The following is a 17,515-nucleotide window of genomic DNA, read 5'->3' as shown; positions in this document are numbered from 1 at the left end:
GGATACGATCGGGCCGTGGACCGCTCGCCCCGGCTGACGCCGCTCTCCCGGCCCGTGCCGACGAGCGCACCGGTGTACGAGCATCCGCCGCGTCCGGGACGGCGCCCGCTGCGCCTGGGGCTGCCCGCCCTGTTCGACGCCGTCTTCGTCGTGATCGGGCTCGCGCTGTCGCTGTGGCTCGCAGGCCTCTACCTGCGCGAGGGCTTCTCCCTCTCGCTCGTCCGGCTGCTGTACCTCGTCGCCTTCTGGGTGCTGCTGACCTACATCGCGCTGCCGCGCCTGCACCAGCTGCTGACCGTGCTGTACCTCCCCGACTACTTCATCGGCCGCACACGCACCTCCGTGGGCGTGCTCTCGGACCCGTTGAACGTGGCGCTCGAGGGCGAGGAGACCGACCTGCACGTCGCGATGCGCCGCGCGGGCTGGGTGCTCGCCGACGAGCGCACGCTCGGCTCGGCCTGGCGCATGGTGGTCGCCTCGGTGCTGCGCCGCTCCTACGAGGCCGCGCCGATGTCCGACCTGTACCTCATGGGGCGGCGCCACGACTTCGCCTATCAGCAGGAGGTGGGCGGCACCACCGCGCAGCGCCACCATGTGCGCTTCTGGCGCATGCCCGAGGACTTCGTGCTGCCGGGCGGCGAACGGGTCGACTGGCTCGCCGCGGGCACCTTCGACCGCGCCGTCGGCTTCTCGATGTTCACCCTCCAGATCACCCACCGCATCGACGAGCAGATCGACCTCGAGCGCGACTACCTCGTCGACACCCTGCGCTACGCGGACCCGCGCATCCCCGTGAACGTCATCGAGGACTTCTCGACCGCCTACCACCATCGCAACGGCCAGGGCGACCGGCTGCGCACCGACGGCGACCTCCCCGTGATCGACCTGCGCGGCGCACGGGAGCGCTCGGCGGGGGCCACGGCGGTCATGCTCCCGCGGCACCGCCCCACCGGCACCTCCGTGCTGCGCTCGCGGGCGCTCGAGCACCGCGGCGCCGTCAGCCAGCTGCGCAGTGTCGCCCGTCCCGCCGACGGCGGCCGCCGGCCGCACACCGCGGGCTCGTACCGGTCCGAGCTCGCCGGTCAGTTCCACCAGGTGCTCCACGACGTCCAGGACGCCGTCGACAACGCGAGCGTGCACCATCTGCCGCCGCCCACCGTGGCGCTCGTCGCGGTCGTCGCGGTCGTGCAGGTGCTGCTCGTGGCCGGGCAGTGGATCTCCCAGCTCGTGGGCCACCAGCTGGGCCCCGTGCTCTCCGAGGCCGTCGTGCTCGTCTCCGACCCCACCGCGCTGTGGCAGGCCACCGTGGTGGGGCTGCTCGGCCTCGCCCTCGTGATCGGCGTGCTGCGCCGCAGCCGCTGGGCGCGCGTGCTGCTCACGGCGCTGTTCACGGCCGACGCCCTCGTGCGCCTCGCGGGCGCGACCGCTCTGCTCGACGCCCCGGGCGGGGAGCACGGTGCGCTCGCCGCGGCCGGCGTCTCGGTGCTCGTCGTCATGGCCATCACCTCCGACGCCGCGCGCGCCTGGGTGCTCACCCCGCGCGAGAGCGGCAGCCGTGCCGCCCTGCTGGAGCCGGTCGGCGACCTGCCGGGCGCCGGGGAACTGGTCGCGGACGGGCTCTCGGAGCGGGAGTCGCAGCGTCGCGTCGAGGAGTGACACCGCAGGTCACGACTCGGTCACCATCCACAGGATCGACCTGTTCACCCGCGCATCGTCCCAGGGACGTAGTAGGGTGCCGACCACCGCGGCGACGGTCGCCGCAGTGGCAGGGGTCACACCCCCCACCGTTCCGAGACAGCCGCCAGCCCGTGCATGTCCGTCCCCGTGGCGACGCCGCACCCGACGATCCGTCCTCTCGACTGCACGGCCCGAACCCCCGATCCCCGCGAGGAGTCCCGCCATGAACGACGCTCCCGGAAACCCTTCCCCGACGACCGACGGCACCGCCGACGGCCACCTCCGCACCGACGGGCCGATCGGCGACGTCTCCGGCGACCAGCCCGAGCTCAAGCGGGCGATCACGCCCAAGCTGCTGCTGCTGTTCATCGTCGGCGACATCCTCGGCACCGGCGTCTACGCGCTGACCGGCCAGGTCGCCGGGCAGGTGGGCGGCGCCGGCTGGCTGCCGATCATCATCGCGTTCCTGGTCGCGATGGTCAGCGCCCTCTCCTACGTCGAGATGGTCACCAAGTACCCGCAGGCCGCGGGCGCCGCCCTCTACGTGCACAAGGCGTTCGGCCTGCACTTCGTCACGTTCATGGTGACGTTCGCGGTGCTGTCCTCGGGCATCACCTCGGCCTCCAACAGCGCGATCTTCCTCGCGGAGAACGTGCTCAAGGCCTTCCGCCTCGACGAGAGCCTCGGCGAGGGCGTCGCGACGCAGACCGCGACGGGCATCGCGCTCGTGTTCCTGTGCCTCGTGGCCTGCATCAACATGCGCGGCGTCTCCGAGTCGGTCAAGCTCAACGTGGTCCTGACCCTCATCGAGCTGTCCGGCCTCGCGCTCGTCCTGATCATCGGCTTCCTGGCCATCGGCCGCGGCGACGCCGACTTCTCCCGCGTCATCATCTTCGAGTCCCCCGAGGACAAGAGCATGTTCATGGCGGTGATCGGCGCGACCGCCCTCGCGTTCTTCTCGATGGTCGGCTTCGAGGACTCGGTCAACATGGCCGAGGAGACCGTCGACCCCGCCAAGAACTTCCCCAAGATGCTGCTGGGCGGCCTGTCGATCACGGGCGTGATCTACGTGCTGGTCTCCGTCACGGCCGTCGCCGTGGTCCCGATCGGCGAGCTCACCACAGCGTCCACCCCGCTGCTGTCCGTGGTCGCCCACGGCGCCCCGGACTTCCCGATCGACACGATCTTCGCGTTCATCTCGATCTTCGCCGTGGCCAACACGGTGCTCATCAACATGATGATGGCCTCCCGCCTGCTGTACGGCATGGCCAAGCAGGGCGTCCTGCCCGGCTTCCTGAGCGGCGTCCTCAAGGGCCGTCGCACCCCGTACGCGGGCGTCCTGTTCTCGACCGGGCTCGCGATCGTGCTCGTGCTCGTCGTGCGCTACGTGCTCGCGGAGAAGACGATCGCCGCCCTCGGCGGCACCACGGCGCTGCTCCTGCTGGCCGTGTTCGGCATGGTCAACATCGCGGTCCTCGTCCTGCGCAAGGATCCGGGCGAGCCGGGGCACTTCCGCACCCCGACGGTGCTGCCGTTCATCGGGGCGATCACGTCGTTCCTGCTCGTCACCCCGCTGGCCCAGCCCACCCAGAACTACGTGATCGCGGGCGGTCTGCTGGCCGTCGGCCTCGTGCTGTACGTCATCACGTACCTGTACAACGCCGCCGTGCGCGGACGCACGACGCGATTCCGCCACCCGGACGACATCGGCCGCGACTGACGCGACCCGAGCCCGACCCCCTCGACCGCCACCACCCCGGGAGTCCCGATGAAGATCCTGCTCGCCTACGTCCCCAGCGCCACCGCCGAGGCGGCGTTCGATTTCACCCTCCAGGAGGCCAAGGAGAGAGGCGCCTCCGTGCTCGTGCTCGCCTCCGAAGGCGGGGCCGACCCCAAGAAGGCCTCGGCCGTGACCGACGACCGTCCGCTCACCCAGCGCCTCGAGGAGTCCGGCATCGACTACGAGCTGCGCGTCGTGCCGCGCCGTGACGACCCGGCCGACGACATCCTCGCGGCCGCGGAGTCGGGCGAGATCGACATGGTGGTCCTCGGCATCCGCAAGCGCACGCCGATCGGCAAGATGCTGCTGGGCTCGACGTCCCAGCGCGTCATCATGGAGGCGCCGTGCCCCGTCGTGTGCGTCAAGCCCAAGGGCTTCGTGCCGCCGAGCTTCTGAGAGCTCCCGGGCCCGTCGGCGCGGTGCCCCTCTGAGGTGAGCGTCGCCGGGGTCGGGAGCCGGCGTATGCCATGACGGTCTGCATCGCCGTCCTCGGTGCGTCGAGCTCTGCGATCAGGCCGTCATCGGGGATCGAGCTCTGCGCCGTGGCCGCCATCCCTCGACGGCGGCGACCACGGCGCAGAGCTCGATCACCTCGTCGTCGGCGCGTCCTCGTCCGGGGCGAACACGTCGGGCACGCCGTCGTCGTCGGCGTCGACCCGCTCGGCGGCCGCGATCTTCGCGTAGCGGCGGCTGCGCGGCCCCAGGATGGCCGCGCCGAGCACGGCCGCCAGCACGGAGGCGGTGAGCACACCGATCTTGGCCTGGTCGTGCAGCGGGTCGTCCGCCGCGAAGCTCAGCTCGGTCACGAGCAGCGAGACCGTGAACCCGATGCCCGCGACGGCGGCCACGCCCAGCAGGTCGCCCCAGCGGATGTCCGGGTCGAGGTTCGCACGGCGCAGGCGCGTGACGAGGAACGTGGACCCGAGGATCCCGGCGATCTTGCCGAACACGAGGCCGACGATCACGCCGAGCGCGACCGTGGACTGCCACGCCTCGAGCAGTCCGCTGAGACCGCCCACCGCGACCCCGGCGCTGAAGAACGCGAAGACGGGCACCGCGAACCCCGAGGACAGGGGCCGGAAGCGGTGCTCGAAGGTCTGGGCGAGGGAGTGGTCCGCGCCCAGTCGCGACCGCGGGCGGACCGGGACCATGAAGGCGAGCACGACGCCCGCGATCGTCGCGTGGATCCCGGAGTTGTAGAACAGCACCCAGGTGATGAGGCCCAGCGGCAGCAGGAGGTACCAGGCGGCGGCGTAGGAGATGCGGAACAGGGACTCGGCGCGCGTGGCCAGTAGGCGGTAGACGACGATCGGGATGACCGCGATCGCGAGGAACCCCAGTCGCAGATCGGACGTGTAGAAGATCGCGATGATGAGGATCGCGATGAGGTCGTCGACGATCGCGAGCGTGAGCAGGAACGTGCGCAGGGCCGCCGGGAGGTTCTTGGCGAGCACCGCGAGCACGGCGACGGCGAAGGCGATGTCGGTCGCGGCAGGGATCGCCCACCCGCCGAGGGCCTCGGCGGGGCCGAACAGGTTGATGACGGTGAAGATGATCGCTGGCACCGCGACACCCCCCGCGGCCGCGACGACGGGCACGAGCGCCGTGCCGGGGTCCCGCAGATCGCCCGCGACGAACTCCTGCTTGAGCTCGAGTCCGGCGAGGAAGAAGAAGACGGCCAGCAGCCCGTCGGCGGCCCAGTGGCCGATCGACAGGTCCAGGTGGATCGGACCGACGTCGTGCCCCAGATGCACGTCCCGCAGCGCGAAGTAGGCGGAGTCCGCGGGGGAGTTGGCCAGGACCAGGGCGGCGAGCGTCGCCACCAGCAGGATCAGGCCGCCCGTGCTCTCGGCGGTGATGATCTGCTCGATGCGGCGGTACTCGCGATAGGTGCCGCGCGCGAGGATCGTGCGGGTGCGGGCGGGGTTCGAGACGGGGGAGCGCGAATCGCTCATGCGTGGGCCTCCGTGGTGGTCGGGTCGTCGCCATCCGCGTCCACGACGGGGATGGCACCGGTGTGCTTGGGACCGTCGGGCTCGGGCCCCGTGCGTGCGCCCCGCAGACTCTCCGCCTCATCGGGCGTGGGGGCCGTGTGGTGCCCCCAGCGGGCCAGCACGATGGCGCGCACGAGGATCGCGACGGTGAGAAGGGCGCCGAGGACCTTGGCCCAGATCGGCTCGGCGATGAACAGGAGCAGCAGCGCCAGCAGCACGGGCGCGAGGTTGAAGAACGCGCGGCGCACGTAGCCGCCGAAGGTCGGCATCACGACACCCTGGGACTCGGCGACGGACTTGACCATGAAGTTGGGGCCGTTGCCGATGTAGGTGAGGGCGCCGCACAGCACCGCGCCGAGCGAGATCGCGACGAGCATCGACTCGGGCACTCCCGCGACGCGCGGCGCGCCCGGCAGCTGCGAGGCCATCTCGAAGAAGGTCGCATACGTGGGGGCGTTGTCGAGCACGGAGCTGAGGCCGCCCGTGAAGACGAACAGCGTGACCTCGTTCAGCGGCAGCCGCGGGGCGACGTTCCGCAGCACCTCGAGCGCGGGGATCATGGTCAGGAAGATGCCGATGAACAGGGCGGCGACCTCGGCGATCGGCGCGAACGAGAAGCGGTTGTCCTCGTAGCGCACCCGTTTGTCGCCCAGGTGGAACGAGGCCGCCGCGACCGCGAGCATCACGATCTCGCGCCACGGCACGAGACCCCAGCCGTGCAGGTGCCCCTCGGCGAGCTCGGTCGCGTCGACCGACGGCACGAACGCGACCGTCAGGATGATCACGACGAAGGCGACGACCGAGGAGCCGCCGACGAGCCGCAGCGGCGTCACGTTCGCGCGGTCGATCTCGACGTCCTCGGGTGCCTCCCGGGCCACGAGGCGCCGGTCGAGGCAGTAGTACGTGATGAGCAGCAGCGCGTTGACGAACAGCCACTGGGGCAGCAGCGAGAACGTCCACGCGAAGGGCACGCCGCGCAGCATGCCGAGGAACAGCGGCGGGTCGCCGAGGGGGGTCAGCAGGCCGCCGCAGTTGGCCACCATGAAGATCGCGAACACGACGGTGTGCGCGACGTGCTTGCGCTCGGCGTTGGTGTTCAGCAGCGGCCGGATCAGCAGCATCGCGGCTCCGGTGGTGCCGATGAAGCTCGCGAGCACCGCGCCGATCGCCAGGAACGTGCTGTTGGTGCGCGGGGTGGCGCGGATGTCTCCGCTCAGGAAGATCCCGCCCGCGACGACGAACAGCACGAACAGCAGCACGATGAACTGGGCGTACTCGACGAGGGCGTGCGTGACCAGATGTCCCTCGCCGGCGACGAGCACCCCGATGGCCACGGGGAGGCCGAGCACGAGCGCGTAGACGAGCTGGTTGCGCGGGCGATCCCAGAGCCTGGCGAGGGCAGGGACGAGAGGAGCGATCGCGATCGCCGCGAGCATCAGGAGGAAGGGCGCGACGGTCCAGGCCGGAAAGGTCATGAGCGACTCCTGCCGATCGGGGTGTGCTGGGGCAGCACGACGGACGAACGGGGCGCGTCATGCGCCCCGTGCCGACCAGGCTTCCCGGCTCACCAGGGGCCCAGTGTGGCACGGAGCACCGTACTCGCGCCCCGCCGTCCGCGGCGGACAGAAGGTGAGGACGGCGTCGCGCGGCTCGTACGGAGGTCGAAGGGGCCCGCACGGGGCTCGGTGCCGCGCGAGACGGTCGGGCAGGCGCGGTCGCGTCCGCTCGCGGACCGTGCCGGCGACGCGGCGGTCCGCCAGCGGGGTCGGGTGCGGCCGGCATGACCGTCTGTCCGCGACGCCCGCGCCCACAGCGGTGGGCGCAACGGTCCGGGGTCGCGCGGGCTGCGCGAGCCTCGACCACGCCCCACGTGGGGGCGTAACTCTGCCGGCCCGGGCCGGGCCTCAGGCCGAGACGACCGCCAGCAGGCGCGTGAAGAACTCCTCGCAGCGGTCGATCTGGTCGAGGTCGATGAACTCGTCGGGCCCGTGGGCCTGGGCGATGTCTCCGGGACCGACGACGACGGCCTGCATGCCCGCGTGCTCGTAGATGCCGGCCTCGGTGCCGTAGGTGACCTTGTCCTCGGTGCGCTCCGCGCCCAGGGCGACCGCGGCCGTCGCGGCGGGGCCGTCGGGGGAGCCGTCGAGCCCGTAGAGCAGGTTGAGGGGCTCGAGGCTCGCGCCCACGGACCGCGCGGCGGCCGGGTCGGCGGGGTCGTCGGGCACGGCCTCGCGCATCGCGGCGTCGATCTCGTCGATCCTGTGCTGGATGCGGTCGACCACCTCGCGGATGTCGATCTCGGGCAGCGCCCGGAACTCGAGGAACACCTCGGCGAGCGCGGGCACCGTGTTGACGGCGTTGCCGCCGTCGATGCGGTTCACGCCGCCGGTCGACCACGCCACCGGGAAGGCCTCGTCGCGCGGGCCGTTCTCCCGGAAGTCGTCGATCACCTCGCGGTGGAAGAAGGCGGTGAACTCGGCGGCGTAGCGGATCGCGTTGAGACCCCGCGGCAGCAGGCTCGAGTGGGCGGCGATGCCGCGGAACTCGGCCCGCAGGGAGTTCATCGACTTGTGCGCCGGGACCGCGCGCATCGAGGTGGGCTCGCCGACGAGGGCGATGGCGGGACGGATGTCGAGGGACTCGAGCTGCTCGACGAGGCGGCGTGCGCCGTCGCAGCTCGTCTCCTCCTCCCAGGTCGCCGCGACGTAGACGGGCACGCTGCGGGTGGCCTCCTGGAACCGGGGGGCGAGGGCGGCCGCGATCGCGAGATAGGACTTCATGTCCGCGGTGCCGCGCCCGTACAGACGGCCGTCGCGCTCGGTGGGCGTGAACGGGTCGGTGGTCCAGCTCTGCCCGGTCACGGGCACGCAGTCCACGTGCCCGGCGATCAGGACACCGCGTCGCGAGGGGTCCTCCGGATCGACGAACAGGCGCGTGGCCTCGTCCGCCGCCGCCTCCGACGCGGAGCCGGAGGCCTGCTCGGTCGTCGCGGGGAACACGACCACGAGGTTGGCGTTTCTCGGGTCGTCCTCGTCGAAACGATGGATCTCGGCGCCCGCGGCGTCGAACACCCGCTCCAGGAGGTCGATCGCGGGGCGGTTGCCCGCCGCCGAGGTGGTGTCGAGCGAGACGAGGGCGTCGATGAGCTCGCGAGGGGTCGTCGGGAGGGAGTCGTTCATGATGCCCACTCTAGGAGAGTGATCGTCCTCGCCCGTGGGCGGGCCGTGGTCGGGATTTGTTCAAGGTCGCCTCTGACCTGCGGCGACGGTGCCTCTCGCGGCGCATGTCGGCATGTGACAGGTGGCGGGACCGGGTTCGACTGCCTACCGTGGAACGGCTTCAGGACCGGAAGACCATCTCGCGCCGACGCCTCCACCCGAGTCGCGTCGCGCGCTCGACCCGACGGAGAATCGTGACGCCACCTGCGAACGGCCCCGCCCATCCGACCGACCGGGGGACCGGCGACCCCGGCATCCCCGCCCCCGCCGCACCGCCTGCCGAGGGCGGCTTCGACACCACCGACCTCAGCGACGAGGCGACCGCGATCGTCGAGGGCCACGACGGGCAGATCCCCTTCCACGAGCTGCCGGACCGCCGCACGATCCGCAAGGCCGTGGCCGCCTCGGCGATGGGCAACGCGACCGAGTGGTACGACTACGGCGCCTACGCCGTGGTCAGCGTGTACATCGCCCAGCACTTCTTCCCGCCGGGGAGCGCGAGCGCCCTGTTCTGGACGTTCGCCTTCCTCGCCATCTCGTTCGTCGCCCGCCCCTTCGGCGGCTTCGTGTGGGGCCCGCTCGGCGACCGCATCGGGCGCAAGCACGTCCTCGCGCTCACGATCATCCTGATGTCGGCCGCGACGTTCCTCATCGGCGTGCTGCCCACCTACGAGAGCGTGGGGGTGCTCGCGCCGATCCTGCTGGCCGTGCTGCGGCTCGTCCAGGGCTTCTCCACGGGCGGCGAGTACGGCGGCGCCGCGACGTTCATGGCCGAGTACGCGCCCGACAAGAGGCGCGGCCGCTACGGCAGCTTCCTCGAGTTCGGCACCCTGGGCGGCTTCGCCCTCGGCACCGTCGTGGTGCTGACCCTGCAGGCCGTGCTTGGCGAGGACGCGATGATGGACTGGGGCTGGCGCCTGCCGTTCTTCGTGGCCCTCCCGCTCGGCGCGATCGGCCTCTACCTGCGCTCGCGCCTCGAGGACACGCCTGTCTTCCAGGAGCTCGAGGACGAGGGTGAGGCCCAGGAGAGCGCCGTCGGCGGCCTGAAGAATCTGCTGCGCGAGTACTGGCGGCCGATCCTCACCATGTCCGGACTGGTGATCCCGCTGAACATCGTGAACTACACGCTGCTGACGTACATGCCGGCCTACCTCGAGACCAAGATCGGCCTGGCCCAGGACCGCTCGCTGATCGTGGTGCTCATCGGACAGCTCGCCATGATGGCGCTGATCCCGTTCTGCGGCGGCCTGTCCGACCGCATCGGGCGCAAGAAGATGTGGGCGTTCTCCCTGATCGGCCTGCTCCTGCTCGCCCTGCCGATGTACATGCTCATGGGCGTGAGCTTCGCGCTCGCGATCCTCGCCTTCGCGGTGCTGGGCCTCGTGTACATCCCGCAGCTCTCGACGATCTCCGCGACGTTCCCGGCGATGTTCCCCGCGCAGGTGCGGTTCGCGGGCTTCGCCGTCACCTACAACGTCGTGACCTCGATCTTCGGCGGCACCGCCGCGATGATCAACGAGGGCGTCGTGAGCGCGACCGGGTTCCTCGAGTTCCCGGCCGTCTACATGATGGCCTCGTGCATGATCGGCATCATCGCCCTGTTCACGCTCAAGGAGACCGCGGGCGCCTCCCTGCACGGCACCGAGATCCCCGAGTCCGAGCCGTCGGACTACGGCGCCGAGGCCGTCGCGGCCGAGGGAGAGGCGCTCGACGCGACGGGGCGGTGAGGGGTTGGGACGGGCGGAGGGCGCCTGAGGGGGCGTTCGGGCCCGGGGCTATGAGTCCGCTGGGGGACCGTGGTCGGCCGGCGATGGTCCGCCAGCGGGCTCTTACTTCGGATGTGCCCGGGGGCTGGCAGGTCACGGGTAGCTCGAGTCTGCTGACGGACCGTGTTCGGCCGGCGATGGTCCGCCAGCGGGCTCATCCATCGTGCGTGGGGCCGTGGCCGGGGCCGGGCGAGCCGCCGGTGCGGCGAGGTCGCGACCGGTCCGCGCCGTCCTGCCGTGGTGCTCTTCCTTTTCGCAGCGGCGCTCGTGAGCGCCGTCGCCCTCGTTCTCGTCCTGGACGCGGCGAGGGGCCCGAGGTGTCCTCGAGCTGACGGCAAGCCGGAGGGAGAGGTGAATATCGGGCTGTCTCGGAGCTCGCGATGGGCGACGATGTCCGGGTGCTCGCAGAGACCCATACCGATGTCATCATCCTCGGCGGTCGATCGGGGGTCGGCAAGACCTCCGTGGCGGCCGAGGCATCGCGCATCCTGGCACGCGCGGACATCCGGCACGCCGTGATCGAGGGGGACAACCTCGACCAGGCGCATCCGGAGCCGTGGCGACAGGGCATCGACCTCGCGGAGCGGAATCTCGCGGCCATGTGGGCGAACTATCGCGCGATCGGGTACTCACGTCTCATCTTCACCAACACGGTCTCCGTGCTCGAGATCCCCACGCTCGCCGTCACCCTCGGCACCGATCTCCGGCCGTTCGGTGTGCTCCTCACCGCGAGCGACGAGACGGCGGCCCAGCGCCTGGGGCAGCGCGAGATCGGCTCTGCGCTGGACGAGCACATCGAGCGCAGCCGGCAGGCGGTTGCACGACTCGACGCCGAGAGCACCGCGCATCGCGTCCACACGGACGGACGTTCCGTGAGCGACATCGCGCGCGAGATCCTCTCGGTGGCGGGGTGGATCGAGCCTGGCTGTGCGCAGAGTGGCGCCGAGTTCGATGGCGCTGTCTGACCGCGGAGTGGTGCTCCGGAGTCCTTCGCTGCCGTGTGCTGTGCCAAAGCCTTCCCTGTTGCGCATAGGTGTGCCCGGGTGCGCGTGGGGAACAGGGCAGGGCTGGGTGCCGTAGCCGGATCGAGGCTGCGGTGTGTCCTCGCTCAGGCGGGAATGCTTCGCCACGTCGAGGGTGGTTGAGGCTGGTGGGCCGGCCCACGCTCGGGCGGGGAGCACAACACTCAACATGGGTTCCGAGCTCTACGAGGGCTCATCCCCCCGCGCGCGGGGAGCACTTCTCGTACTGCTCGGTGATGATCTCTGCTCGGTGATGATCTCCGGCCAGGGCTCATCCCCGCTCGCGCGGGGAGCACGAGTCCGCTGACGGCGGTCTCGAGGGCGACGTCGGCTGATCCCCGCTCGCGCGGGGAGCACCCACCCCACACAAGACAGGAGACGGATCATGAGGGCTCATCCCCGCTCGCGCGGGGAGCACTCGCAGTGCCTCGACGTCGACCCCGAGCTCTTCGGCTCATCCCCGCTCGCGCGGGGAGCACGCTGCTGAGCGAGATGCGCTGAGCGATGAGAAGGGCTCATCCCCGCTCGCGCGGGGAGCACGGCACGCCCGTAGACGGCATCGTGTCCCACCAGGGCTCATCCCCGCTCGCGCGGGGAGCACCGAGGGGCCGCGCCCATCAGCGGCTTGCGTCTAGGCTCATCCCCGCTCGCGCGGGGAGCACTACTCCGTGGCCTCCGCGGTATCGCGGCGGTCCGGCTCATCCCCGCTCGCGCGGGGAGCACCCCCGCCGATGTCGCTGTGGGAGTCGTGGCATAGGCTCATCCCCGCTCGCGCGGGGAGCACGCGGACTTCGCCCAGTACTACCCAGGCGAACGGGGCTCATCCCCGCTCGCGCGGGGAGCACAAGAAGGACTGGATCGCGGCCGACGACGCGGACGGCTCATCCCCGCTCGCGCGGGGAGCACGTGTGCCGAGGCTCAGAGTTGTTTCGTGGGTTGGGCTCATCCCCGCTCGCGCGGGGAGCACGAAGCCCGACAGCGAGCTGAAGTCGAGGGTCTTGGCTCATCCCCGCTCGCGCGGGGAGCACGAGACCTCACGGATCACGTGGAGCGTCTCGGTCGGCTCATCCCCGCTCGCGCGGGGAGCACTGCGGGGCGCCGGCTAACGCTGTTCAATGAGCCGGCTCATCCCCGCTCGCGCGGGGAGCACTGCCGGTGACGTCTGTCGCGCAGTTCACGACACGGCTCATCCCCGCTCGCTCGGGGAGCACGAGGACGGCCCCGCCTCTGCTGCGTCCTGCCAGGGCTCATCCCCGCTCGCGCGGGGAGCACATGAACGCGAGGTGGAGGCTTTCGGCGAAGTGGGGCTCATCCCCGCTCGCGCGGGGAGCACAGATGCTGAAATCCGCAGACGTTCAGGCGCAACGGCTCATCCCCGCTCGCGCGGGGAGCACTGACACCGGCCCGTCGTTCAAGGGCACGATCAAGGCTCATCCCCGCTCGCGCGGGGAGCACGACTGGCTCAAGCTCATGAAGTCCCTCTCGCAGGGCTCATCCCCGCTCGCGCGGGGAGCACCAGGGGCAGCCGTCGCCCGCGTCCTCCGGCATCGGCTCATCCCCGCTCGCGCGGGGAGCACCAGGAGGGCAAGTCGCAGCGCACGTCGCGCCGGGGCTCATCCCCGCTCGCGCGGGGAGCACGAGAGAACATCGACCACGAACCCGGCCTTGTCCGGCTCATCCCCGCTCGCGCGGGGAGCACGCGTTCGCTTGCGGTGCCTCGTGCTCGTTCGCGGGCTCATCCCCGCCCGCGCGGGGAGCACATCACCGTCATCATCCTCTGGCTGATCGTCAACGGCTCATCCCCGCTCGAGCGGGGAGCACCGCTCCTGGCCGGTCCCGTCGATCTGCAGGACCGGCTCATCCCCGCTCGCGCGGGGAGCACGGCTGGGTAGAAGGAAGCACCGTGAAGGCGTCCGGCTCATCCCCGCTCGCGCGGGGAGCACGACTCGCGGAGGATTTCGTCATGGACGACGGTGGGCTCATCCCCGCTCGCGCGGGGAGCACCGCACAGACCGACCTCCCGTCCGCCCAGGCCAGGGCTCATCCCCGCTCGCGCGGGGAGCACCCGAGCAGCCGGGCGACGTCGAGCACGGAGGCGGGCTCATCCCCGCTCGCGCGGGGAGCACAGGAAGGTCGGCCACGCCGGCGCGTTACCGCCGGGCTCATCCCCGCTCGCGCGGGGAGCACGGGGTCACGCTTCTGGCTGGGGCTCTCTACCTGGGCTCATCCCCGCTCGCGCGGGGAGCACATCGCGAAGCAGATACGTGAGACGGCGGCCGAGGGCTCATCCCCGCTCGCGCGGGGAGCACCTGGTGCGCACGGTCCGGGGGCAGGAGCCGAGCGGCTCATCCCCGCTCGCGCGGGGAGCACTACGGCGAGTACAAGTTCACGCAGAACGTGGACGGCTCATCCCCGCTCGCGCGGGGAGCACTCCGGGACCCCCGTGAAGGCCCAGGGCGGCAAGGGCTCATCCCCGCTCGCGCGGGGAGCACCACCGCACCACCGAGCAGGGCATCGACGTCCACGGCTCATCCCCGCTCGCGCGGGGAGCACGTGATCTCGCGGATCCGCTTCCACGCCCCGTTGGGCTCATCCCCGCTCGCGCGGGGAGCACGATACGCTCGCTCGTCGTATCCAGCTTGACGGGGGCTCATCCCCGCTCGCGCGGGGAGCACAGGGGGCGCATGCCGGGCCGCCACCCAAGGACCGGCTCATCCCCGCTCGCGCGGGGAGCACCCATCAGCAGGAACCTCGTCTGTGTCGGCTGCGGGCTCATCCCCGCTCGCGCGGGGAGCACAGCGTCTCGTCCCGGAGGATCTGCACGTCCGCCGGCTCATCCCCGCTCGCGCGGGGAGCACCCCCGCCCCGCCCTTGACGTGATGTCGGGAGCCGGCTCATCCCCGCTCGCGCGGGGAGCACGCCGACCAAGGTGTGCGCGACGCCCGCGACGCCGGCTCATCCCCGCTCGCGCGGGGAGCACCGCCCAGCCCGAACAGAAGGCCGCCCAGGATCCGGCTCATCCCCGCTCGCGCGGGGAGCACCTGACGAGTAGGCCGGTTTGACATTGCGCCATGGGCTCATCCCCGCTCGCGCGGGGAGCACGTGACGACGAGAGCGTTCACGTACCCGTCCGTGGGCTCATCCCCGCTCGCGCGGGGAGCACCACGTCCTGGTACGACGCGGCGGCCATCGCCAGGGCTCATCCCCGCTCGCGCGGGGAGCACACCCCAACCACCGTCATCATTTTCCCCGGCGGAGGCTCATCCCCGCTCGCGCGGGGAGCACTCGGCGGGGGCGAGCCCCATGGATGCGCCGAGGGGCTCATCCCCGCTCGCGCGGGGAGCACGGTTCGCGTCGCGCTTCGGGCATGAACGGGTTGGGCTCATCCCCGCTCGCGCGGGGAGCATGCAAGCGCGATTGGTGACAAGCTCACTAACGTGGGCTCATCCCCGCTCGCGCGGGGAGCACCTGTGATCGTTCAGTGGTTTACGGGGACGTTAGGGCTCATCCCCGCTCGCGCGGGGAGCACTTCATCCAGGAGGCTCTTCCACCGCGTCTCGACGGCTCATCCCCGCTCGCGCGGGGAGCACTCGATCGAGCCGCCAGCACTGATCGCCCCCCGGGGCTCATCCCCGCTCGCGCGGGGAGCACGACCTCCCCCACGCCCCGTACAGGGCTTCGCGCGGCTCATCCCCGCTCGCGCGGGGAGCACTGCCTTCGGGGACAGGCCCTTGTCGATGACCTCGGCTCATCCCCGCTCGCGCGGGGAGCACTGAGTTGCACTCGCGCGGCAGGGGATCAGTCTGGGCTCATCCCCGCTCGCGCGGGGAGCACACCTGGACAGCCGCCGGCGTCATCCCTACCGGCGGCTCATCCCCGCTCGCGCGGGGAGCACGGGGGTCTCCAGGGCGCCGAGGCGCTTGAACACGGCTCATCCCCGCTCGCGCGGGGAGCACCAGCCGAACTGGACGGGGCTCACCGTCCAGGGAGGCTCATCCCCGCTCGCGCGGGGAGCACCGAACGCGGCGCCTGGTAGAACTCCGCCGCGACGGCTCATCCCCGCTCGCGCGGGGAGCACCGTCTCTTCGACGTTGAACGTGTTCTTGTAGCCGGCTCATCCCCGCTCGCGCGGGGAGCACCAATACTTCCCCGGGGCGCCCTCGACCGTCGCGGGCTCATCCCCGCTCGCGCGGGGAGCACGACATGTGGCAGTGTCACGCGTGCGGGGCCGCGGGCTCATCCCCGCTCGCGCGGGGAGCACTGAAGGACAGTATCAGTCACGCGTGGAACAAGAGGCTCATCCCCGCTCGCGCGGGGAGCACGTGATCAGATCACCGGTGCTCCATGCCATCGGGGGCTCATCCCCGCTCGCGCGGGGAGCACCCGATAGCGACGCCCGCCCCAATGGCGCCAACCGGCTCATCCCCGCTCGCGCGGGGAGCACGGGAAGAACGGGACTGAGTCGCTGATGAACGGCGGCTCATCCCCGCTCGCGCGGGGAGCACGGCGTGGTGCCGTAAGCAGCCACATCGGACTTCGGCTCATCCCCGCTCGCGCGGGGAGCACGCGTTGGTCTCCTGCTCGCTGAGGGGCTGGACCGGCTCATCCCCGCTCGCGCGGGGAGCACGTGATCGTAGAGGGCGGCCATGGTGGCGGTTCCGGCTCATCCCCGCTCGCGCGGGGAGCACGGGGGTCTCCAGGGCGCCGAGGCGCTTGAACACGGCTCATCCCCGCTCGCGCGGGGAGCACTCCTACACGCTGCAGGTCACCATCGGGCAGGACGGCTCATCCCCGCTCGCGCGGGGAGCACGCTACAAAATGCCGTTTACCAGCCGATTTACTGGGCTCATCCCCGCTCGCGCGGGGAGCACTGTAGAGGGCGGTGCGGTCGTTGATCGCGACCGGGCTCATCCCCGCTCGCGCGGGGAGCACAGGTCATCGACAAGGGCGGCATCGACCACGGTGGGCTCATCCCCGCTCGCGCGGGGAGCACCCTGCTTCGAGTAGGTGCGGTCGTCGACGTCGGGGCTCATCCCCGCTCGCGCGGGGAGCACTCACCGAGGAATGGGCCGGCTCTGACGTGGAGCGGCTCATCCCCGCTCGCGCGGGGAGCACATGACGGTCTTGCGGAGGTCGCGCGACATCATCGGCTCATCCCCGCTCGCGCGGGGAGCACTTGAAGTCCTCGGCCGTCTCCCGGTGGACCCGCGGCTCATCCCCGCTCGCGCGGGGAGCACTCACTCACCCCGACTGGACCGCCATGCACTCACGGCTCATCCCCGCTCGCGCGGGGAGCACCCACCGCCCCCGCCCTCGACCTTCGTCGGGGGCGGCTCATCCCCGCTCGCGCGGGGAGCACATCACCGTCAAGTACAGCACCCGCCCCTACCCGGGCTCATCCCCGCTCGCGCGGGGAGCACCGCCCTGCGTGGTGCGGCCGCTGACATCATGTGGGGCTCATCCCCGCTCGCGCGGGGAGCACCGGTCCGCTTCGGGGGCCAGCAGGTCGGTGGCAGGCTCATCCCCGCTCGCGCGGGGAGCACCGGTCGATCGCGTCACGGGTCGAGCTGCCGGAGGGCTCATCCCCGCTCGCGCGGGGAGCACTGTAGGAAACACGCATGACGATGCCGGTCCGTGGGCTCATCCCCGCTCGCGCGGGGAGCACGTGTGGTGAGTGGCTGATCCGGGATGCGACGTCGGCTCATCCCCGCTCGCGCGGGGAGCACTCGATCGGGTCGCGCAGCGGCGAGTCGGGCACGGGCTCATCCCCGCTCGCGCGGGGAGCACAGTGTGAGCCCCGCAGTTGCGAGGATGAGCCGGGGCTCATCCCCGCTCGCGCGGGGAGCACCCAACGAAGTCGTCTCGATGAAGGCATCTACTCGGCTCATCCCCGCTCGCGCGGGGAGCACGTCCGGGTACCTGCTGTACAAGTCGTATCCGGAGGCTCATCCCCGCTCGCGCGGGGAGCACGGGAAGAACGGCACCGTGTCCGAGATGAACGGCGGCTCATCCCCGCTCGCGCGGGGAGCACACCGCATCCAAGAGGGGCTTCGGCTCA

General features: G+C 71.4%; 8 protein-coding genes and 1 CRISPR repeat array (1 of these 9 only partly in view). Of the genes, 5 read left to right on the top strand and 3 right to left on the bottom strand.

Features of this window, described 5'->3' with window-relative positions; all coding sequences use genetic code 11:
- The first annotated feature begins 15 nt into the window (after window positions 1-15).
- The 3 genes from BRM3_RS03530 (at window position 16) to BRM3_RS03520 (ending at window position 3,853) form a co-directional block, all read left to right on the top strand.
- A complete protein-coding gene (locus BRM3_RS03530) occupies window positions 16-1,656 on the top strand; it encodes an LssY C-terminal domain-containing protein (protein ID WP_263594721.1) in 1,641 nt (546 codons plus the stop codon).
- 244 nt (window positions 1,657-1,900) lie between these two features.
- Window positions 1,901-3,397: an APC family permease gene (locus BRM3_RS03525; RefSeq protein ID WP_263594720.1), complete on the top strand. Its 1,497-nt coding sequence runs from the start codon at window positions 1,901-1,903 to the stop codon at window positions 3,395-3,397.
- A 48-nt stretch (window positions 3,398-3,445) separates the two neighbouring features.
- Window positions 3,446-3,853: a universal stress protein gene (locus tag BRM3_RS03520; RefSeq protein ID WP_263594719.1), complete on the top strand. Its 408-nt coding sequence runs from the start codon at window positions 3,446-3,448 to the stop codon at window positions 3,851-3,853.
- A 191-nt stretch (window positions 3,854-4,044) separates the two neighbouring features.
- Here the strand turns inward: BRM3_RS03520 and nhaA are convergent, their stop codons facing one another.
- From nhaA to BRM3_RS03505, 3 genes are all read right to left on the bottom strand, one after another.
- Window positions 4,045-5,412, bottom strand: coding sequence for a Na+/H+ antiporter NhaA (nhaA, locus tag BRM3_RS03515; protein ID WP_263594718.1), 1,368 nt, complete (start codon window positions 5,410-5,412; stop codon window positions 4,045-4,047).
- Window positions 5,409-6,926: a sodium:proton antiporter gene (locus BRM3_RS03510; protein ID WP_263594717.1), complete on the bottom strand. Its 1,518-nt coding sequence runs from the start codon at window positions 6,924-6,926 to the stop codon at window positions 5,409-5,411. Before BRM3_RS03510 ends, nhaA begins: the two co-directional genes overlap by 4 nt.
- 429 nt (window positions 6,927-7,355) lie before the next feature.
- Window positions 7,356-8,630 carry a M20/M25/M40 family metallo-hydrolase gene (locus BRM3_RS03505; protein ID WP_263594716.1) on the bottom strand — a complete coding sequence of 425 codons (1,275 nt, stop codon included), beginning with the start codon at window positions 8,628-8,630 and terminating at the stop codon, window positions 7,356-7,358.
- Window positions 8,631-8,995: 365 nt separating this feature from the next.
- On the opposite strand from BRM3_RS03505, the gene BRM3_RS03500 reads away from it, so the two are divergent.
- Both BRM3_RS03500 and BRM3_RS03495 read left to right on the top strand, forming a co-directional pair.
- The gene (locus tag BRM3_RS03500; RefSeq protein ID WP_263595386.1) at window positions 8,996-10,396 is read left to right on the top strand and encodes an MFS transporter; all 1,401 of its coding nucleotides are present in this window, start codon (window positions 8,996-8,998) and stop codon (window positions 10,394-10,396) included.
- Window positions 10,397-10,815: 419 nt separating this feature from the next.
- On the top strand, window positions 10,816-11,400 hold the full coding sequence (locus tag BRM3_RS03495; protein WP_263594715.1) for an AAA family ATPase: 585 nt from the start codon (window positions 10,816-10,818) through the stop codon (window positions 11,398-11,400).
- Between the two features lie 247 nt (window positions 11,401-11,647).
- Window positions 11,648-17,515: a CRISPR direct-repeat array (repeat unit 28 nt; unit sequence GGCTCATCCCCGCTCGCGCGGGGAGCAC); it runs 1,927 nt beyond the window's last position.

It is taken from the genome of Brachybacterium huguangmaarense (assembly GCF_025725725.1).
Classification (GTDB): domain Bacteria; phylum Actinomycetota; class Actinomycetes; order Actinomycetales; family Dermabacteraceae; genus Brachybacterium; species Brachybacterium huguangmaarense.
This window is presented reverse-complemented; position numbering and strand designations above follow the sequence as displayed.

Excerpts from the sequence above, each read along its gene's own strand:
- BRM3_RS03525 (WP_263594720.1), top strand. The coding sequence starts at position 1,901 with ATGAACGACGCTCCCGGAAACCCTTCCCCGACGACCGACGGCACCGCC.
- BRM3_RS03520 (WP_263594719.1), top strand. The coding sequence starts at position 3,446 with ATGAAGATCCTGCTCGCCTACGTCCCCAGCGCCACCGCCGAGGCGGCG.
- nhaA (WP_263594718.1), bottom strand. The coding sequence starts at position 5,412 with ATGAGCGATTCGCGCTCCCCCGTCTCGAACCCCGCCCGCACCCGCACG.
- BRM3_RS03510 (WP_263594717.1), bottom strand. The coding sequence starts at position 6,926 with ATGACCTTTCCGGCCTGGACCGTCGCGCCCTTCCTCCTGATGCTCGCG.
- BRM3_RS03505 (WP_263594716.1), bottom strand. The coding sequence starts at position 8,630 with ATGAACGACTCCCTCCCGACGACCCCTCGCGAGCTCATCGACGCCCTC.
- BRM3_RS03495 (WP_263594715.1), top strand. The coding sequence starts at position 10,816 with ATGGGCGACGATGTCCGGGTGCTCGCAGAGACCCATACCGATGTCATC.